Here is an 18,788-nt window from a genome sequence, read left to right as displayed (position 1 = left end):
TCGCAACCAGACGGTAGCGGAAATTGTTGCGGATGTGGTCGTTGAAATAGCGGCCCTTGGCGAACGCGGCCCGGAACGCGGCAAAGGTTTCCGGCGGTACCCCCTCAAACTCGTACCGTTTACGGCTGGCGACGAACCACACCGAGAGGGTTCTTCTATCCCGATCATATTCCATCTTGCGGATCGAAGTAGATGGCATGAGCACCACAGCCCCAGGGCCCGCGCCTTGCGGGGAGCGCGGGCCGATCGGGATACCGATCTGCAGCAATACCTGGAGGGGAGGAATGGCTGCGTGCACCGAACTTGCGCGGCGGTCCCGTGTTCCAACCAGGATACAAAAAAGCTAGCTGCACCTTTCGGCATCATGCGGACGTTGGATTTGTGAGAAAGCGGGAGCGTCAATACCAACTTCTGGCGATGGAATTTTCCCGTGAGACAGGCACGCTCCACGGCGAAAGGAGTGCCCCGCCATGACCGTCCTCGCCTACAACCTTGCCAATGACATCGAAGGATTGTGGAGGGTCGTCTTCGTGCCGGACGAACTGCATCTGTATGTGGAATTCAGCCAGCCAGACGCCGACACAAACCCGGCTGATTGGATGAGCGTTGATGATTTCCTTGCATGGCGGCCGAAAGGCGCACTCCACGAGCGAGCGCGCGACAGCTTGGTTTCGCTCATTTGCAAGGCGCTGACAGGGCGATGAGACAAGGGAAACCCGCACCGAGATCCAGTGCGAGCGCCGCGAGTGGGCCTAGGGCCCCACAAGCCAGTGCCACCCCGCCGCCGGCAAACCGCGGCGGGCGAGTGCCTCGGGGACACGATGGTAGATTGCTAATGCGTTCGCGCGTGTGGCCTTAAGTCGCAAACTATTGGCTTCAGAAGCAGGGCGTAGGGCTTCATTGATGGTGCTACCAACACCATATGGTGACCCATAGCCCTCCAAAACGAGAGAAGCTCGTCCCGACGGGTCGCACTGCGGCCGTCAGCTGGTAACTGCTACGAACTAGGAAACCATCATGCCTGAAAATATCAGACCAACTTCGAGAGATGTCCCCCTCATTCAGCTAGGCCTCTATCAGTGCCGCTTCCCGGTGAGCGAAGACGCTTCTGTACCCGGCGGTTATCGTTTTTGTGCTGGGCCAACTTCGCCGGATCGCGTCTACTGCGATCACCACCACCACATTGTGACCGCCGTGGACCCTCGTCGAGCCCGTTCGGGTCTCCACCTCGCTCAACGACGCGCCGCGTAAGTCTGACTGGCGGCGGCCTCCCGGCCAGGCGCTATGCGCTCCAAGGCCGCCTTGGCTACGACCTTTCCGTCGGCTCGGTCTGGCCCATCCTCCCTGTCTTCGCCGATGTATCCCCCGTCGCCCGATTGAGAACGACGATTTCTCGCCGAGCCCTTCAGCTCGCTACTCGCACAAACGCGTCGGCTCCAAAGGTTTGTCTGTCAGCACATCTTCAATGTGCCCGCGCCTGAAGCCCCAACATCTTCTGCGACCTAACCGCGTACCTGGCACCGCCGATCGGTTGCTGCGGCGGATTTTCGCTGTTCGCAGCTGAATAATGCCTATCAACCTTGTCATCGCACCTAGTCGCACGTAGCGGCCGTTCGAATTCTCATCGCTCGGCGCGATGTTTGGTCCGTCTGGCCAGAAGAGCGGAGCAAGCCATTGACACCCACGAAGTTGCTGATTGGGCAGATCGCTGTCGTATTCGCAATTGTCATTCTTGGCGTGTGGACTGCAACCCAATGGTGCGCCCACATGCTCTCCTATCAGCCGTCACTCGGCGCACCATGGTTTGTGACAGTCGGCTGGCCGATCTACCAGCCGTGGAAGCTGTTCGAATGGTGGTTCCAATTTGACGCCTATGCGCCTGAGGTCTTTGACAAGGCTGGCATACTTGCCGGAGCCAGTGGGTTCCTGGGCTGTGCCGCCGCGATAGCTGGGTCCCTCTGGCGCGCACGGCAGCGGGGGTTGGTCACCACCTATGGGTCCTCACGATGGGCCATGAAGCTGGAAATCGAGAAGGCGGGGCTGTTTCAGCCGGCCGGCGTTTTCCTTGGCGGACTGAATTATCGCTATCTGCGCCATGACGGACCGGAACACGTCATGGCCTTTGCGCCGACACGTTCGGGCAAGGGCGTCGGACTCGTTGTTCCAACCCTTCTTTCCTGGACCGGCTCGGCCGTCATTCACGACATCAAAGGCGAGAACTGGCAGCTGACCTCTGGCTGGAGGTCGAAGTTCTCGCACTGTCTCTTGTTCAATCCGACCGATCCGAGATCGGCGCGGTACAACCCGCTGCTGGAAGTGCGCAAAGGTCCAGATGAGGTCCGCGACGTTCAGAACATCGCCGACATTCTCGTCGATCCGGAAGGCGCGCTGGAGCGGCGGAGCCATTGGGAGAAGACCAGTCATTCACTTCTAGTTGGCGCCATCTTGCACGTGCTCTACGCCGAAGAGGAAAAGACACTCGCCCGTGTCGCCACCTTCCTGTCGGACCCGCAACGCTCATTCGCTGCGACACTGCAGCGGATGATGACCACCAACCACCTCGGCACGGTGGACAAGCCCCAGGTCCATCCGGTCGTGGCCTCGGCGGCTCGTGAGGTGCTGAACAAGTCAGAGAACGAGCGCTCAGGCGTTCTCTCGACCGCCATGTCGTTTCTCGGGCTCTATCGTGATCCAACGGTGGCCGCGGCAACATCGGCCTGCGACTGGCGCATTGCCGACCTTGTGGATGCCGAGCGACCGATGTCGCTGTATCTGGTCGTGCCGCCGTCGGATATCTCCCGCACTAAGCCCCTGGTGCGATTGGTGCTCAATCAAATCGGCCGGCGGCTGACCGAGCGCCTGGAGGGCGATCCAAAGAAGAGCCGCAAGCATCAGCTCCTGATGATGCTGGATGAATTTCCGGCGCTCGGTCGGCTCGACTTCTTCGAGACTGCGCTCGCCTTCATGGCAGGCTACGGCATCCGCGCTTATCTGATAGCGCAATCGTTGAACCAAATCTCCAAGGCCTATGGCGAGAACAACGCCATTCTCGACAATTGCCATGTGCGGATTGCCTTTTCCTCAAATGACGAGCGCACGGCCAAACGCATCTCGGACGCGCTCGGTACCGCGACGGAACTCAGATCGATGCGTAACTATGCCGGCCATCGGTTGGCGCCCTGGTTGTCCCACGTCATGGTAAGCCGCCAAGAGACCGCTCGCCCCCTGCTGACGCCGGGTGAGGTGATGCAGTTGCCGCAGGCTGACGAACTAATCCTGGTTTCGGGATTGCCGCCGATTCGCGCCAAGAAGTTGCGTTATTACCAGGATCCGAATTTCACGGAGCGAGTGCTGCCTTCGCCGGTGCTGCGCGACGGTGCCTACGCGGATCGGCCCACGTCGCGCCCGGACGATTGGAGCGGACAGGTGCGCGGCGTGGATCGGCGTCTTGCTGGCGACGACGACAGTGCCGGCGCGGCAATCGAAGACGGAGGTGTCCAGCAGCAGCGCCATCCGGGCCTGCCCGAAGAACGGACCCTCGTCGCCCAGGAGCCTGATCATGGCGATCTGTTCACGCCCGCAGACGATGACTGCGAGACGCTCGCCGACAAGCGCGTCATGGATCGGATTTCCACCGCAGCACGTGCGTACGGCCTCAATGAGGGAATGGGCGACGACAAGGACATCGTGCCCGGCTTCTGAACGGCGCGCCATACGCGGGCGCATCTCAGCGTAGATAACGGCCGTAAGCGATTTCGAGGATCTCGACGATGCTCGTTCCCGTCGCCGGTGCATCAGCGCCGGTCAGAGGGAACAAGCAGCATGAAGCCCCACCGCATTCGTCACCAGTTTTTGCTTGGACCCGAGTTGAGCGAGAAGCTGGAGAACCTCAGCCGCAATCCATCGACCACCAAATCGGCCATTGTGGCGCACGCGGTCGAGGCCTTTATCGAGCGGCGTGGGGAGAATGAACTCGACCACCGCTACGGCAAGAGGCTCGACCGTCTTTCCCGTGACCTCGGACATGTCAGGCGCGATGTCGAGATGATCCTGGAGAGCCTGGCGCGCTTCATCCGCTTTTCGATCACGCTTCATGCTCACACGCCGGTGCCGGACAAGGCGACGCAAGCGATTGCCCAGGAGCGCTTCGAGAAGTTCGTCGAACAAGTCGGCCGCCAAATCGCTTCCGGGAAACGGTCACTTGGCACCGACGATCGCAGGGGAGGGGAAGGATGAGTTCTCATCCGGAAGCCGACCATCGCCGCCGCGCCATGCTGCGCACCGCCATGGGTCCGGCGATCACCGAAGCCCTTGCCGATGCGACCGTCATTGAGGTGATGGTCAATCCCGACGGTGCGCTGCGGCTCGACCGGTTGGGTGAAGGCCGGGTCGACACCGGCGTGCACATGCATCCTTCTGAGGCCGAACGCATCATCCGCCTGGTCGCCTCCCACGTGCGCGCCGAGGCGCATGCGGACAATCCGATTGTCAGCGCCGAATTGCCATCGGGCGAGCGCTTCGAGGGTCTGCTGCCGCCTGTCGTGCTGGGGCCATGCTTCGCCATCCGAAAGCCTGCGGCGAAACTCTACACGTTGGCCGACTATGTCGCCGACGGGGTCATGCTGCCGCTGCAGGCCGATGCGCTGAAGAAGGCGGTCCGCGAGCGGCGCAACATCCTGGTCGCCGGCGGCACGTCGTCGGGCAAGACAACACTTGCCAATGCGCTGCTGGCACAAGCCGCCGATTGCGACGAGCGGGTGATCCTGATCGAGGACACGCGCGAACTGCAATGCGCGGCGAAGGATTGCGTTGCCTTGAGGACGAGGCGGGGGTCGATCACGCTCGCCGATCTCGTGCGCTCGACCCTGCGGCTCAGACCCGACCGCATCATCGTGGGCGAAGTCAGGGGCGCGGAAGCCCTGGACATGCTGAAGGCATGGAACACCGGGCATCCCGGCGGCATCGCGACGGTTCACGCCAATTCGGCGCGCTCCGCTCTCTACCGTATCGAGCAGCTCGCCCAGGAAGCCGTCGTCACCGTTCCCCGCCGCCTCATCGCTGATGCGGTAGATCTGATCGTCTTCATCGCTGGGCGCGGATCCTCGCGCCGCATTGACGCGATCGCTGAGGTCACCGGTCTCGACAGCAGCGGTGATTACGCCGTCACCCCGCTCACGCTTCCGCAACTCCAGCAGTTTTGAAAGGTCACCTCATGCTCAAGAAGCTTCGCTTCCTTTCGTCCACCGGGCTCGCGTTTCTTCTCACCGTCCCGGCCCACGCAGCGGGCTCCGGCATGCCTTGGGAACAGCCGCTGCAGCAGATCCTTGAGTCGGTCCAGGGACCGGTCGCCAAGATCGTCGCGGTGATCATCATCATCACCACCGGCCTGACCCTTGCTTTCGGCGACACGGCAGGCGGTTTTCGCCGGCTGATCCAGATTGTCTTCGGCCTGTCGATCGCCTTCGCGGCATCGAGCTTCTTTCTCTCCTTCTTCTCCTTCGGCGGCGGGGCACTCGTCTGATGGCCACCGGAGAGCAGCATATCGAGGGTTTCGAAGTCCCCGTTCACAGGGCATTGACTGAGCCGATCCTGCTGGGCGGCGCGCCGCGAGCGGTGGCGATCCTCAACGGCACGGTGGCCGCGGCAATAGGCCTTGGCCTGCAGCAGTGGATCGCCGGACTGGCGCTCTGGATCGCCGGCCACACGTTCGCGGTCTTTGCCGCTCGCCGCGATCCGGACTTCGCCAGCGTGCTTGTCCGTCATCTTCGCCTGAAGGGGTGGCTTGCATGCTGAACCTTTCGGAGTATCGCGGCAAAGCCGATCGGCTGGCCGATCATCTGCCCTGGGCCGCATTGGTCGCGCCCGGCATCGTGCTCAATAAAGACGGTAGCTTCCAGCGAACCTTCCGGTTCCGTGGCCCCGACCTTGAAAGCGCGACCGAAGCCGAATTGGTCGGCATCTGCGCACGAGCCAACAATGCGCTACGAAGGTTGGGCTCCGGATGGGGGTTGTTTTTCGAGGCCGAGCGCGTTGAAGCGCTGGGCTATCCGAGCTCGGCTTTTCCCGATGCTGCCTCATGGCTGGTCGATGAGGAACGGCGCGCGGCCTTCGAGGGCAAGGTCGCGCACTTCGAGAGTCGCTATCATCTGACCTTGATCTTCATGCCGGCGCCAGATGGCCAGGCGCGGGCGGAAAGCGCACTGGTCGACTCGCATCACTCGGGAGGGGCTAGAGACTGGCGCCAGGAGCTGGCGTGGTTTCGCGACGAGACCGACCGCGTCCTGGATTTGCTGTCCGGCTTCATGCCGGAAGTGCGCGCCCTCGATGATGCCGAGACGCTAACCTATCTGCACGGCACAATCTCGACCTACCAACATCCGGTCGCCATGCCGGAAACGCCAATGTATCTCGACGGTGTTCTGGTTGACGCGCCGCTTACCGGCGGCCTGGAGCCGATGCTGGGTGAGCAGCATCTGTGCACCCTCACCATCCTTGGTTTCCCGAACGGCACCCGGCCAGGGATCCTCGACGCGCTCAACCATCAGGATTTCGCCTACCGCTGGATGACGCGCTTCATCCCGCTCGACAAGACGGAAGCCACAAAGACACTGACCCGGTTGCGCCGTCAGTGGTTTGCCAAGCGCAAATCGGTCGCAGCCATCCTGCGCGAGGTCGTGACCAACGAACCCGTCCCTCTCGTCGATAGTGACGCCGACAACAAGGCGCTCGATGCGGATGCCGCCCTTCAGGCATTGGGCGGCGATCACGTCGGCTTCGGCTATCTCACCACAACGGTGACGGTATGGGACCAGGACCGGCAGGCCGCCGCGGAAAAGCTCCGAGCGGTTGAGCGCATAGTCAATGGGCTCGGCTTCACCACGATCCGTGAAAGCATCAATGCGGTCGAGGCGTGGCTCGGCTCATTGCCCGGCCATGTCTATGCCAACGTTCGCCAGCCGCTCATTCATACATTGAACCTTGCCCATCTCATGCCGCTATCGTCGGTTTGGGCCGGTCCGGCGACAAACGAGCATCTCGCGAAAGTCACCCGGATCGAAGCACCGTCGCTTCTTGTTGCCGAGACCAGCGGGTCCACCCCGTTTCGGCTTTCCACCCATGTCGACGATGTCGGTCACATGCTGATCGTTGGTCCGACCGGTGCCGGCAAGTCGGTTCTGCTCGCGCTAGTCGCTCTGCAGTTTCGACGCTATGCCGGGGCGCAGGTCTATGTCTTCGACAAGGGCAATTCGGCTCGTGCGGCAACACTGGCCATGGGCGGAGAACACCACGCGCTGGGCGCGGATGGTGCGCTTGCCTTCCAGCCACTGAGCAATATCGGCGACCAGACTACTCGCAGCTGGGCGGCGGAATGGATAGCCGGCCTCGTTGCCCATGAGAATGTCAGCGTTACGCCGGAGGTAAAGGAGGCGATCTGGTCGGCACTCATCAGCCTTGCGACTGCGCCGGTGCAGGAACGCACGCTGACGGGCCTGTCGGTTCTGCTTCAGTCCAATGGGCTCAAGGCCGCGTTGATGCCCTACACGCTCGACGGTCCCTTCGGCCGGCTGCTCGATGCCGATGAAGATCGGCTGGCTTTGTCGGATGTGCAGTGTTTCGAGACCGAAGAGCTGATGCACAGCCAAGGCGCTGTGCTCCCGGTGCTCACCTATCTGTTCCATCGTCTCGAGGAGCGGTTCGACGGACGGCCGACGCTGCTGATGCTCGACGAGGCGTGGGTCTATCTCGACAACCCTCTCTTTGCCGCCCGCATCCGCGAATGGCTGAAGGTGCTGCGAAAGAAGAACGTCTCCGTGATTTTCGCCACGCAGTCACTTGCAGACATCGCTGCCTCGTCGATCGCGCCGGCAATCATCGAGAGCTGCCCACAGCGCATTTTTCTTCCCAATGACCGTGCCGTGGAACCGCAGGTGCGGGCAGCCTATGAGTGCTTCGGCCTGAACGAGCGGCAAATCGAATTGGTCGCCCGTGCCACACCGAAGCGCCAGTATTATCTGCAGTCACGCCGCGGCAACCGCCTCTTCGAGCTCGGGCTCGGCCCGATCGCTCTTGCGCTCTGCGGCGCCTCTGATCCGGCCACGCAAGCTTTGATCGACAGCGTCCTGTCAGAGCACGGGCAGGACAGCTTTGCCTCCCGGTTCCTGAGTGCGCGCGGCCTCGATTGGGCTGCCGAGCTTCTCCAGCAATTCCCTCAACCAGACAAGGAGCAATCGTCATGATGCGGCGCCGCCTTCTCACCAGCCTGATCACCGTTTCCCTGATCGCAAAACCAATGGCCGACTACGTTCAGCCGGCCCACGCCCTGATCGTGTTCGATCCGTCGAATTATGCGCAGAACGTGCTGACAGCGGCACGTTCCCTGGAGCAGATAAACAACCAGATCCAGTCGCTTCAGAACCAGGCGACGATGCTGCAGAACATGGCGCGGCACCTTCAGCGCCTGGATTTTTCTTCCGTGGGCCAGCTCACAGGTTCGCTCCAACGGATCGACGGCCTGATGACCCAGGCCAGCGGCCTGAGCTTCGATCTCGACAAGCTTCAGAACCAGTGGCGTGTGCAATATCCGGAAAGCTACGACGCCACAATCGAGGTCAACGATGTGGCGAGCGCCGCGCGCGAGCGCTGGCAAAACGCCATGCAGGCGTTCCGCCAAACCATGAGCGCGCAGTCGCAGATCGTGGAGAACGTGCGGGCCGACGGCGACCTGCTTACCGATCTCGTCAACCGCAGTCAGGGCGCGGCAGGTGCCCTTGAGGCAAGCCAGGCCACCAATCAGCTGATCGCGCTTTCGACCAAGCAGCAGATGCAGATCCAGACGCTGCTCGCGACCCAGTTCCGGGCTGAAGCCGAAGATGCTGCCCGCAAGGCGCAGTCTGAGGAAGCCGCCCGCGAGACGACGAAGCGTTTCCTGGGCACCGGTACGGCCTATCCCGGCAACTGATCAGCAGTTCTTCAAGACAACGAGGAAGGCGGCGACATGAATGACCTCGGCGTCATTGATCGCTTCATGGAGACTTTTACCCGCTATATTGATAGCGGGTTCGGTCTGCTTTCGGGCGACGTCGCCTTTCTCACCACCATCCTGATCGGCATTGACATCACGCTGGCGGGCCTGGTCTGGGCGTTCGGCGGCGAACCCAATATTCTCGGTCGGCTCGTCCGAAAGGTGCTCTATGTCGGCGCCTTCGCGTTCATCCTGAACAATTTCAGAAGCCTTGCCGACATTATCTACCGCTCCTTTGCCGGGCTCGGCATCAACGCTTCGTCCGGCAATTTGTCCGCCGACAGTCTCCTGCGGCCAGGCCGCATTGCCGCGGCCGGCTTCGAGGGCGCCTGGCCGCTGCTCAATCAAGCGAGCCAGCTAGTCGGCTTTCCCGAGATTTTTGGCAACGCGCTGACCATCTTCGTGCTGCTTCTCGCCTGGTTCCTGGTCCTCATCGCCTTCTTCATCCTTTCCATCCAGCTTTTCATCACCATCCTGGAGTTCAAACTCACCACATTGGCCGGCTTTGTTCTGGTGCCCTTCGCGCTCTGGAACCGCTCGGCGTTTCTGGCCGAGCGCGTGCTCGGCAATGTGATCTCGTCGGGCATTAAGGTGATGGTGCTTGCCGTCATCGTCGGCATCGGCTCCACGCTCTTCGGCGAGTTCGCTTCCGCCCTGCAAGGCAAGGAGCCGGACTTGGCCGCGGCCATGTCACAGGTACTGGGCGCGTTGGCGCTGCTTGGGCTCGGCATTTTCGGGCCGGGAATTGCCTCGGGTCTTGTCTCGGGCGCGCCGCAGCTTGGCGCGGGAGCCGCACTCGGAACCACCGCGGCGGCCGCCGGATCAACTCTCGTTGCCGGAGGTGCGGCGCTTGCCGGCGCGCGCATGGCAACCGGCGGCGGTCTCGCCGCCGTTCGAGCCGGCACGGCCATGGGATCGGCTGCTTCCACAGCTTGGCAGATGGGGCGTGCAACATCGCCCGAGTCCGGCCTCTCCGGCGTAGCGGCTGGACTGCAGGGCGTTGCCGGCGCAGCTGGCGGCGCCGCGATGCGGGGAATGCGATCTGCAACAGAACCATTCCGGCGCAGCGCCGATGCCGGCCGCGATGCCGCCTGGACCGCGACGGGCGGCACGCCGACCGCATCAATGACCGGAAACCCTGCCGCGTCAGGTGCCAATGCCGCGCCGGCGTGGGCGAGGCGCTTGCGTTCCGAACAGACCGCGCGCGCCCATCGCCACGCCGCCACGCAGGCCGTCCGCGATGGCGATCGGGGTGGAAGCGGCGCCAACCCCTCTCTCAACGATAAGGAAGACTAGATGCTCTTCAAGCGACCAGTTCAACGTTACGGGAAGACGCCCCACCCCGTCACACCATACCAGAAGGCCGCCCAACTTTGGGACGAGCGCATCGGCACTGCGCGCGTGCAGGCAAGGAACTGGCGCCTGATGGCCTTTGGCTGCCTCGCTCTGGCCACCGGGCTCTCTGGTGGACTCTTGTGGCAGTCGATGCAGGGCCGCGTCGTGCCCTATGTCGTCGAGGTTGATCGTTTCGGCGAGGCGCGCGCCGTCGCTCCAGCAATCCGGGACTACGAGCCCACCGATGCCCAGATCGCCTGGCATCTCGGCCGCTTCATCCAGAATGTCCGCTCTGTTTCCACCGATGCGGTGCTAGTGCGGCAGAATTGGCTGTCGGCCTACGACTTTGCCACCGACCGTGGAGCCCTCTTTCTCAACGAGTACGCTAAGGCCAACGACCCGTTCGGCAAGATCGGGACGCGCAGCGTCTCGGTGCAGGTGACGAGCGTGGTTCGAGCGTCCGACAGCTCCTATCAAGTCAAATGGACCGAGCAGGTCTTTGAGCGCGGCAGCCTCGCCAGCACAACGCGTTGGACCGGGATCCTCACCATTGTGATCCGGCCGCCGAACAATACCGATCAGCTGCGCAAAAACCCGCTCGGCGTCTTCATCAATGCCATCGACTGGTCGCGCGAGCTCGACAGTGCCGCGCAGACTTCCGTTCCCCCAAAGGAGCCCGCCAATGATAAATAGACTCTCGTCGCTCCGCACTGCGCTGGTCCTGTCGACGTCGGCTGCGGTCATCTCCGCCTGTGCCTCGAAGCCGGTGCCGCCACCTCAGATTTCCTATGATGCTGCCAAGTTCCAACCGGCGGCAATCGAGAAGGCGCCGGAGAAGCCCATCAAAGTCGTGGAAGTGCCGAAACCGCTACCGCTGCCCGGCCAGTTGCAGCCCGAGCCGGGCAAGGCTGCTGAAGACAGGCGCTCGCCTGAAGAACGTGTCGCCGATGCCAACAAGGCGGCGACGCAGCAACCCACCAAATATGGCTATGTGAATGCGGTGCAGGTTTACCCCTTTGCCGAAGGCTTGCTCTACCAGCTCTATGCCGCACCGGAGCGCGTCAGCGATATCGCTCTGCAGTCAGGCGAGAAACTCCAATCCGTGTCGGCCGGCGATACAGTGCGCTGGGTAATTGGCGACACCGTCAGTGGCTCCGGCGATGACCAGCGCACCCATGTGCTGGTGAAGCCCTTCGCGCCAGGACTTGCCACCAATCTGGTGATCACCACGGACCGGCGAAGCTATCACTTGCAGCTTCAAAGCACGGATAAGACCGCCATGGCGGCAATCTCCTGGACCTACAGCGAGGACCAGATTATCGCGCTACGCCGGCGCGATGCGCAGGCCGAGGCTGCTATGCCAGTGGCGTCGAATGTGGCTCTCGAAAATATTCGCTTCCGCTATTCGATTACCGGCGACATGCCGCCCTGGAGGCCGACGCGCGCGTTCGATGATGGCAGCAAGGTCTACATCGAGTTTCCGCGCCGCATCGATCAGGGCGAGGCCCCGCCGCTCTTCATCGTCGGTGCTGACGGGGACAACCAGCTCGTCAACTACCGCATACGCGGCAACTATTACATTGTCGATCGCCTCTTCGCCGCGGCCGAACTGCGCCTCGGCGCCAAGCAGCAACAGGTGGTGCGCATCACGAGGACCGACGGCAGGCAAGCGCCGCTGCGGAAATTGCTCTTTTCGCGTTCCAGCAGGTGAGGGACGGCCCATGACGGATACTTCCCGCTCCGATGCTTCACCGAAACTCGATCCAGAACAGCTGCAGCTGCGGGCCTCGCCTCGCCGCGCTGTGCGCTTCAAGCGCGGCATTATTGTCGCCATTGCTGCTGTTGGTTCCGGGACCGTTCTAGGCGTCACCATGATGGCGCTGCAGGGACCGGCGCTGCGCATCAAAGAGCAGGCTGAAGAGCTTTACAACACTGAGCGGAAGCCAACCGCGGAGGCAATTGAAAGGCTGCCTAAGGACTATTCCGGGATCAAGCCCAAGCCTCCGGTGCTTGGACCACCGCTGCCCGGCGACCTCGGCCGCCCCATCCTTGAGCACCAACGCCAGCTGGGCATCGCGCCGGGCCAGGAGGTTTCGGCGGAGGAGCAGCGCCTTGCACAGCAGGCGATCGAGGCGCGCGAATCGCAAGTCTTCTTCCGGATCGAAAATCGACCCCGGCAAGCGGATGCCGCCGGCAACGGGCAGGGCGGGCGTCCACCCTTTGATGGAACGGCTCCACAATCCGATGCCGCACGCGATTCAGGTTCCGTTGCACCGGCCGAGGACGACCAAAACAATCAACAGCGCAAGCTCGATTTTGTCAGCCAGCGGAACACAAGTGGAATCTACAATCTGCATGCACTGCAGACGCCGGCTTCGCCGTATCAGCTGATGGCCGGCAGCGTCATCGCAGCGAGCCTGATCACTGGCATCAATTCCGACTTGCCCGGCCTCGTCGTCGCACAGGTCACCGAGAATGTGCACGACACAGTCACCGGCAGCACCTTGCTCATTCCGCAAGGCTCTCGCCTGATTGGCACCTATGACAGCGTTGTTGCCTTTGGACAAAGGCGCGCGCTGCTGGTCTGGCAACGGATACTGCTGCCCGACGGCTCTTCGATCGAAATCGACAATCTGCCGGCGACGGACACCGCCGGCTATGCCGGGCTTGAGGACAAGGTGGATTTCCACACCTGGCAGCTGATGAAAGGCGTTGCGCTGGCCACGTTGCTGGGGGTCGGCACGGAGCTGAGCCTCGGGCAAGACGAAAGCGACCTGGTCAAAGCAATCCGCGAATCCGCTCAGCAGAACGTTAGTCAAGCTGGCCAGCGCATCACCGAGAAGAACCTCAATATTCAGCCCACGATCACCGTCCGCCCTGGTTGGCCACTGCGCGTCATCGTGCACAAGGATCTTGTGCTACGGCCGTACCCGAATTGACTGGAGTCATCATGACCAATCTGAAACTCGGCAAACTTCCGGATCGGACACCTTCGAAGATCACCATAAGCGTAAGTGCAGACCTGAACCAAGCACTGAAGGACTATGCGGCCCTTTATCGTCAGACCTATGGCGAGTCCGAATCGGTAGCGGAACTGATCCCGTTCATGCTGGCGGAGTTCCTGGAGAGCGATCGAGCGTTTGCCAAGGCCAGAAAGGAAGGGCTCCCTGTCGTCGACAAGTCAGAGAAATCGCGGCGGCAGGCAATTTCAGGGTCCGAATAAGTGACAGCGATCAGTGAGTCCGAGGGGGCACCTTTCTAGGCGGGCAAATGCATTGAAGCAATTTGCCGGCGGCAAGCCGAAACATCGGGCACAATAGACGAGCTGATCTGCCCCGAACCAATGCCGGCTCTGCGCCTCATTTCAGTCGTTCAGGCCGTCTAGGCAATCTTTTCAAAGCTGCCGGTCCGTTCAGGTTGATGAACTGTCCATGACAGGGTGGGAAGCGGCTATCCCACTATCCGGAAAGAGCACGGAAATTTGACGTCGCGCGAATGATGTCGTCGGCGAAACCATCCAACAATGTCTTCAGATCGATGCCGGTTTGAGCGTTGTCGACGCGGCGCGCCGATGCGATACTCAGGCAAAGGGATCGATTCAGGGGCGGACGTGACGAAGCCAGCAACGCGCATCTTCGAACTCGAGGACAACGAACTCGAAGAGTTCGTCGAGATATACGCCGAACGGAAATCGAAAGACTACGTCGAAGTCGAGCGCGTTGGTGCGGCCAATGACAAGGGCCGGGACGTGATAGGATTTCTCTCGCGCGCCCGCCATGATGGCGCGTGGGACCTTTACCAGTGCAAGCGGAAGACACGCGGCTCGAAGCTTCGGATCGGCGAGGCTATGACGGAGCTGGGCAAGGTCTTCCACCATCATGCGGCCGGCGCCTACGCGACGCTGCCGCGACGGTACATCTTCGTTTCGCCGCGAGGCATCGACGGCTCGTTGACTACGCTGCTGCAGAACCCGTCCCGAATAGGGAAGGCGCTGCTGGAGGCTTGGGACAAGCATTGCCGGATGAGGATAACCGCCAGAAATCCCGTCGAACTCACGTCCGAAATCCGGGCCTCAATCGAGCGCTACGACTTCACGGCGGTCGAGTGCCTGACGGCGCCGAAACTGGTCAAGGATCCCGCCGCGCTTCCGGCTCTTGTCCAGGTGCTGGGCCTGCCGCCTGGCGAAGCGCCCGAAGGCGAAACGCCCGATGAAATCAGCGACATAGAGCTGACGTATCTGACGCAGCTTCAGGAAGTCTATGCGGGATCGGCCGGATTGGACTTCGCGACGCTGGAGGACGTCTTTACGGACCCTAAATTCGGGGAGCACCTTAGGATCCAGAGACAGCGCTATTATCAGGCGTGCGCGTTCCGCGACTTCCACCGCGACAATACGGCGGCCAGATCGGTCGACGTATTCAAGAACGACATCTACCATTTACTGATCGAGGTCTATAACGAGGCGCACCCATCGCCTTTGGCGAGGATCGACGCGGTGATGAAACACACGGGGGCGGCGCCTGCAGGAATTCTGGGTACCTTGGCCCGGCCTCCCGTGAAGCAGGGTACGTGCCATCACCTCGTTTCGGACGGAAGGATCAGATGGAGCCCATGAGCGCGAGCATTTCAGACCTGTATCATACGCCGCTCGAGGCCGGGATTCGTGCCGTGGTCGTGCTCGAGCATCTGCGGCCGATGACCGCCGACCTCAGCGAGGTTGTCCTTTACGATCACGTCGTCGTCCACGCCTCCGACGTCGGCGGACCGATGTCGCTTCACGCCGCGGTCAGCAGCCGGAAGGGCGAGCTGCTCGTCCGGCGCGGCATTGTGGAGGCAGGGCTCGACCTTATGCGCAAATGCCATCTCTTGGAGAAGGTCGCCGACGATGAGGGATTCGCGTGGCGAGCCTCCGAGGAAGCCGCTTCGTATGTCGAGTTGCTCGAATCCCCCTACTCTGAAGACCTGAAGATCTGCGCCAGCTGGGTGGCCGGACAGGTGCGCGAACTGTCAAAGGCCGGATTCAGGTCCATGGTCGTCGGTAACATCGGGGAATGGACCGATAGTTTCGGGCATGGCACCTCCCAGGCTGGCGTCTGACATGTCACCGTCCCGGTTCATCTTGCGGCGCCTCGCCTTCACCGGGCCGGATAGACTGGCCGTCTACCTCGACTTCGCGCCGGGACTAACGGTGGTCTGGGGCGGTTCGCAGGCTGGCAAATCCTTCGCCGTCAAGGCGCTCGACTACATGTTCGGAGGAGGGTCCGCCCTGCCGGGCCTGGCCGAGGCCGTCGCATACGACAGATGCTGGTTAGAAATTGATGTGCCAAAAAGCGGGCGGATCACTCTCGCCCGTTCGCTGTCAAAAGGCGGGTACGACCTTTTCGAGGGTGAGTTCGAGCAGGCACTCGGCCGGAAAAGTGACCGCACGCTGGCCGAAAACCACACGACCAAGAAGGAGAGCCTCTCGACTTTCCTGCTTGGAGAACTCGGCGTCGGCGACACGGAAATTGCCAGGACTCAGACCGGCGACAAGGCGACGTTCACGATCCGGCATTTCGCCAGCTACCTGTTCACGGAAGAGACCCCGATGATCGCGGAGGAAAGCCCAATCGTCGTCGACCGCCAGAGTAGCGACACCTTCAACAAGAACGTCCTGAAGTTCATCCTCACAGGTGTCGACGACAAGTCGATGGTGAAAGTGCCGGATACCAAGCAGCAGAGACAGACGAACGCTGGTCGTATTGAAATCGTTGAGGAGATGCTGAACACGGCGGTCGCAGAACTCGCCGCCATGTATCCCGATGTCGAAGACTTGACGATCTTGAACCTCGACGAACAGGCCGAGCGGCTAGATGCGACGTTGAAAACCTTCAGATCGAACCTGGCTGCAGGACATTCCGCTCTCGACGCGCTCTCCATGGAACGTCGACGACTGGTGTCCGAGCGCGATGAACTGACGGAGAGGGCGGACGAGGCGGTCCTGACCATTGAACGGTTCGAACTGCTCGCAACAAGCTTTGCCAGCGATATCCGCAGGCTTATGATGCTGGAGGAGGGGGCCGCGGCCCTTGTGGCCGGAGCGAAGCGTCCTTGCGTCCTGTGTGGTGCTGATCCCGAGCATCAGCATGTCGAACACGGCTTCGAGGCTGTCGAAACTTCCCAGAAGGCCGTTTCGGCAGAATTGCGCAAAGTCCGAGCCGAAAGCGCCGGGCTGACGAAGGCGATCACTTCACTTCAGGCCGAAGCGATCGGAATGCGGAGGCGGATCGCCTCCCTTTCCGGCGACATCGAAGTGAAAGATGAGCAGATCGAGACCGCACGGGAAGCCGCCGTCAAGACACGCGACCAGTATGAGGGGATCGATGTGGCCCGAAAGAAGCTCCATGACGCAACGTCCGTTGAGAGGCGCATCAGCGGACTTCGGGTCCGCCAGGCCGAGCTGTTGAAGTTCAAGACGAAACGGGTCGCCAAGGGAAGCGTCGCGGTCGGTGTCGGGACGGTCGTTGGAGATGAACTCGCAGCTGCGGTGGAGGACATCTTCAGGAAGTGGAAGTATCCGGGGGATCCGCGTATCACTTTCCACGAGCAGACGCATGATATCCTCCTAAACGGAAAGCAGCGTAACGCCAACGGCAAGGGTGTAAGGGCGCTGCTCAACGCAGCGTTCAAGATTGGGGTCATGGATGTCTGCCGGAAACGCGAGTTGCCGCATCCGGGTATTCTCGTCCTCGACAGCCCGCTTCTCAGCTACCGCGACCCGCTGAAGTCAAAGCACAAGGAACTCAGCTCTGACGAAGCTACCGTAGCCGCGGCAGGTCTAAACGTGCACTTCTACAACTATCTGATAGAACGCTGCGACGAGGCGCAGTTCATAATCATCGAAAACCAGGATCCGCCGTTCCCACTTCCGGACGGGGTGCTTGAGCATGTGTTCGCAGGCGAGCACGGCAACGCGGGCAAACGCGGACTGTTTTGAGCCGGTTCCGGATCGCCAGATCCCTGGAGCAGGCCTCCACGGGTCTGCAAGCATTGCGGGCAATAATGGCAGAGAAGGCAAACCACCACTTCACCCCTCAGTTCTATCTGCGGAATTTCAGCGTCGGCTGTGACAAGCGGAAAGCCAAGGTCTTCTGCTACGATCAGTCGACGAGAAAATCGTTCGAGACCTTGGTCCGGAAGTCGGCAGTCGGCGCCACTTCTTCCGGATCGATGTCGAGGGCTATGACCCTAACCACGTCGAGGACGGGATGGCCGAGATCGAGGGTGAAATCTCAGTGCATCTGGCCGAGATGATAGAGGCGATCAGCTTCCCATCGGAGGCGCATTTTTCTTCTGTTATGCTTCTGATGGGGAACGTGGCCGTGCGTAATCCACGGTTCAGGTCAATGACCGAAAATTTTGATCTGAAAGTCGTCAACGGCATTATGAAAATGATGCTGCAGGATAAGGATCGCTTCGACGATTCGGTGAAGCAGGCGCGAGCGAATGGCGCCCTTAGTCCGCGATGACATCAACTACGAGGATATGAAGGACCTCATCGATCGAGGCGAACGTAAGGTTGCGATCGATCAGACTTACCTGTTTGGATTGGAGCTCGAATCGGTCCCGACGGCTGTTGAGCAACTGGCTCGCAGGAGCTGGTCCTTCGTCTCGGCCGCGCCTGGCTGCACCTATGCGGCATCCGACGATCCGGTAATCCTAGATTGGGTTGACGGAAAGCCGAGACCTTACTCGCCGGGGTCCGGCCTCCAAAATACGATCGTTATGTTCACGATCTCGCCCGAGCTCGCTTTGGTCGGGCTTTTCGTCAAACAGCCCCCCAGCGAGATCATCGCCGCGACCACGTCGCCGCACTGAATACGAGCATTACTCGATATGCGACCAAGTAGCTCTATGCTCGCGACGGGTCGGGCAAGGTTCGCACCAGGACAGAGCTTTATGTCCCAGGCCGGGACCTCGGCGCGGCGTTGGAACGACAGGCGAGGGGTGGAGGGTGATGAATCGTTAGACAGGCCAGCTGCCTTTTTCAATCAAGGACGTGTTTGTTCCCAATCTACGATGATTGACGGCGGCTTCCCATCCATTGCCATTAATCCCCAAGTTCCACCGTCTACTGACAGAAAACGTGTTTTCGGACTCCGTTTACAACCGCGAATCTTCTATATTCACGGCAAGACTCGCATGAGTCGCAACCTGCCAGGGAGGAGACGATGGCAACAACAGGGACGAGAACCCAACCATGGAAGCATCCGCTGATAGTGTCCTGAAGGTTCTGCAAAAAGTTTTGGAGAGAGAACGCCGCTTGCTCTGAAGGGCGAGCGGCCATGGCACGGTGGTGACGTTGCAATCACCGATTCCCGTGGAAGGGGAAGTGCCATGACCAATCGAGACGTTAGACTGAGCAGAGGCGAGTTGAAAGCGTTGCTGTTGT

The 18,788-nt window shown here is 61.2% G+C and carries 19 protein-coding genes and 1 pseudogene; 18 read left to right on the top strand and 2 right to left on the bottom strand.

Features of this window, described 5'->3' with window-relative positions; genetic code table 11:
* The coding region (locus tag NKI41_RS31720) for a KTSC domain-containing protein (protein WP_352686867.1) at positions 1-298 on the bottom strand (298 nt) is incomplete at its 3' end.
* A 172-nt stretch (positions 299-470) separates the two neighbouring features.
* Between NKI41_RS31720 and NKI41_RS31715 the strand changes: the two genes are divergently transcribed.
* From NKI41_RS31715 to NKI41_RS31625, 18 genes and pseudogenes are all read left to right on the top strand, one after another.
* Complete coding sequence (locus tag NKI41_RS31715) at positions 471-704, top strand: hypothetical protein (protein WP_352508341.1); 234 nt, start codon at positions 471-473, stop codon at positions 702-704.
* 970 nt (positions 705-1,674) lie between these two features.
* Positions 1,675-3,702, top strand: coding sequence for a conjugal transfer protein TraG (locus NKI41_RS31705; RefSeq protein WP_352509271.1), 2,028 nt, complete (start codon positions 1,675-1,677; stop codon positions 3,700-3,702).
* A 120-nt stretch (positions 3,703-3,822) separates the two neighbouring features.
* A complete protein-coding gene (locus tag NKI41_RS31700) occupies positions 3,823-4,236 on the top strand; it encodes a CopG family transcriptional regulator (protein ID WP_352509270.1) in 414 nt (137 codons plus the stop codon).
* On the top strand, positions 4,233-5,201 hold the full coding sequence (trbB, locus tag NKI41_RS31695; RefSeq protein ID WP_352509269.1) for a P-type conjugative transfer ATPase TrbB: 969 nt from the start codon (positions 4,233-4,235) through the stop codon (positions 5,199-5,201). Before NKI41_RS31700 ends, trbB begins: the two co-directional genes overlap by 4 nt.
* Before the next feature lie 11 nt (positions 5,202-5,212).
* Positions 5,213-5,521, top strand: coding sequence for a TrbC/VirB2 family type IV secretion system protein (locus NKI41_RS31690; RefSeq protein WP_352509267.1), 309 nt, complete (start codon positions 5,213-5,215; stop codon positions 5,519-5,521).
* A complete protein-coding gene (locus NKI41_RS31685) occupies positions 5,521-5,793 on the top strand; it encodes a VirB3 family type IV secretion system protein (protein ID WP_352686861.1) in 273 nt (90 codons plus the stop codon). The genes NKI41_RS31690 and NKI41_RS31685 overlap by 1 nt, the downstream gene beginning before the upstream one ends.
* Complete coding sequence (gene trbE, locus NKI41_RS31680; RefSeq protein WP_352686859.1) at positions 5,787-8,237, top strand: conjugal transfer protein TrbE; 2,451 nt, start codon at positions 5,787-5,789, stop codon at positions 8,235-8,237. Before NKI41_RS31685 ends, trbE begins: the two co-directional genes overlap by 7 nt.
* Positions 8,234-8,959 carry a P-type conjugative transfer protein TrbJ gene (gene trbJ, locus NKI41_RS31675; RefSeq protein WP_352473678.1) on the top strand — a complete coding sequence of 242 codons (726 nt, stop codon included), beginning with the start codon at positions 8,234-8,236 and terminating at the stop codon, positions 8,957-8,959. Before trbE ends, trbJ begins: the two co-directional genes overlap by 4 nt.
* A gap of 36 nt (positions 8,960-8,995) precedes the next feature.
* Positions 8,996-10,318, top strand: a complete 1,323-nt coding sequence (trbL, locus tag NKI41_RS31670; RefSeq protein WP_352509264.1) for a P-type conjugative transfer protein TrbL — start codon at positions 8,996-8,998, stop codon at positions 10,316-10,318.
* Entirely contained in the window at positions 10,319-11,050 is a 732-nt protein-coding gene (gene trbF / locus NKI41_RS31665) for a conjugal transfer protein TrbF (RefSeq protein WP_352509262.1), read from the top strand.
* Positions 11,040-12,068, top strand: a complete 1,029-nt coding sequence (trbG, locus tag NKI41_RS31660; RefSeq protein ID WP_352509261.1) for a P-type conjugative transfer protein TrbG — start codon at positions 11,040-11,042, stop codon at positions 12,066-12,068. The genes trbF and trbG overlap by 11 nt, the downstream gene beginning before the upstream one ends.
* A gap of 10 nt (positions 12,069-12,078) precedes the next feature.
* Positions 12,079-13,296 carry a TraB/TrbI/VirB10 family type IV secretion system protein gene (locus tag NKI41_RS31655; RefSeq protein ID WP_352516139.1) on the top strand — a complete coding sequence of 406 codons (1,218 nt, stop codon included), beginning with the start codon at positions 12,079-12,081 and terminating at the stop codon, positions 13,294-13,296.
* An 11-nt stretch (positions 13,297-13,307) separates the two neighbouring features.
* The gene (locus NKI41_RS31650) at positions 13,308-13,580 is read left to right on the top strand and encodes a DUF2274 domain-containing protein (protein WP_023680069.1); all 273 of its coding nucleotides are present in this window, start codon (positions 13,308-13,310) and stop codon (positions 13,578-13,580) included.
* 300 nt (positions 13,581-13,880) lie between these two features.
* Positions 13,881-14,972, top strand: coding sequence for an ABC-three component system protein (locus tag NKI41_RS31645; RefSeq protein ID WP_352686852.1), 1,092 nt, complete (start codon positions 13,881-13,883; stop codon positions 14,970-14,972).
* Positions 14,969-15,454, top strand: a complete 486-nt coding sequence (locus tag NKI41_RS31640; RefSeq protein ID WP_199202885.1) for an ABC-three component system middle component 2 — start codon at positions 14,969-14,971, stop codon at positions 15,452-15,454. Before NKI41_RS31645 ends, NKI41_RS31640 begins: the two co-directional genes overlap by 4 nt.
* A 1-nt stretch (position 15,455) precedes the next feature.
* Positions 15,456-17,333, top strand: a complete 1,878-nt coding sequence (locus NKI41_RS31635; RefSeq protein WP_352509257.1) for a coiled-coil domain-containing protein — start codon at positions 15,456-15,458, stop codon at positions 17,331-17,333.
* A gap of 65 nt (positions 17,334-17,398) precedes the next feature.
* Positions 17,399-17,865, top strand: a pseudogene (locus NKI41_RS31630) (DUF4238 domain-containing protein).
* Between the two features lie 16 nt (positions 17,866-17,881).
* Complete coding sequence (locus NKI41_RS31625; protein WP_352536469.1) at positions 17,882-18,214, top strand: hypothetical protein; 333 nt, start codon at positions 17,882-17,884, stop codon at positions 18,212-18,214.
* A 285-nt stretch (positions 18,215-18,499) separates the two neighbouring features.
* On the opposite strand, the gene NKI41_RS31620 is transcribed toward NKI41_RS31625, so the two are convergent.
* The coding region (locus NKI41_RS31620) for a hypothetical protein (RefSeq protein WP_352686848.1) at positions 18,500-18,788 on the bottom strand (289 nt) is incomplete at its 5' end.

Source organism: Mesorhizobium sp. M0601, from assembly GCF_040320845.1.
Lineage (GTDB): Bacteria > Pseudomonadota > Alphaproteobacteria > Rhizobiales > Rhizobiaceae > Mesorhizobium.
This window is presented reverse-complemented; position numbering and strand designations above follow the sequence as displayed.

Bases quoted from the DNA above. Each gene is read 5' to 3' on its own strand.
- NKI41_RS31625 (WP_352536469.1), top strand. From the start codon at position 17,882: ATGAAGGACCTCATCGATCGAGGCGAACGTAAGGTTGCGATCGATCAG.
- trbG (WP_352509261.1), top strand. From the start codon at position 11,040: ATGATAAATAGACTCTCGTCGCTCCGCACTGCGCTGGTCCTGTCGACG.
- NKI41_RS31650 (WP_023680069.1), top strand. From the start codon at position 13,308: ATGACCAATCTGAAACTCGGCAAACTTCCGGATCGGACACCTTCGAAG.
- NKI41_RS31690 (WP_352509267.1), top strand. From the start codon at position 5,213: ATGCTCAAGAAGCTTCGCTTCCTTTCGTCCACCGGGCTCGCGTTTCTT.
- NKI41_RS31715 (WP_352508341.1), top strand. From the start codon at position 471: ATGACCGTCCTCGCCTACAACCTTGCCAATGACATCGAAGGATTGTGG.
- trbF (WP_352509262.1), top strand. From the start codon at position 10,319: ATGCTCTTCAAGCGACCAGTTCAACGTTACGGGAAGACGCCCCACCCC.
- NKI41_RS31635 (WP_352509257.1), top strand. From the start codon at position 15,456: ATGTCACCGTCCCGGTTCATCTTGCGGCGCCTCGCCTTCACCGGGCCG.
- trbJ (WP_352473678.1), top strand. From the start codon at position 8,234: ATGATGCGGCGCCGCCTTCTCACCAGCCTGATCACCGTTTCCCTGATC.
- trbE (WP_352686859.1), top strand. From the start codon at position 5,787: ATGCTGAACCTTTCGGAGTATCGCGGCAAAGCCGATCGGCTGGCCGAT.
- NKI41_RS31640 (WP_199202885.1), top strand. From the start codon at position 14,969: ATGAGCGCGAGCATTTCAGACCTGTATCATACGCCGCTCGAGGCCGGG.
- NKI41_RS31685 (WP_352686861.1), top strand. From the start codon at position 5,521: ATGGCCACCGGAGAGCAGCATATCGAGGGTTTCGAAGTCCCCGTTCAC.
- trbB (WP_352509269.1), top strand. From the start codon at position 4,233: ATGAGTTCTCATCCGGAAGCCGACCATCGCCGCCGCGCCATGCTGCGC.
- NKI41_RS31645 (WP_352686852.1), top strand. From the start codon at position 13,881: ATGTCTTCAGATCGATGCCGGTTTGAGCGTTGTCGACGCGGCGCGCCG.
- trbL (WP_352509264.1), top strand. From the start codon at position 8,996: ATGAATGACCTCGGCGTCATTGATCGCTTCATGGAGACTTTTACCCGC.
- NKI41_RS31655 (WP_352516139.1), top strand. From the start codon at position 12,079: ATGACGGATACTTCCCGCTCCGATGCTTCACCGAAACTCGATCCAGAA.
- NKI41_RS31700 (WP_352509270.1), top strand. From the start codon at position 3,823: ATGAAGCCCCACCGCATTCGTCACCAGTTTTTGCTTGGACCCGAGTTG.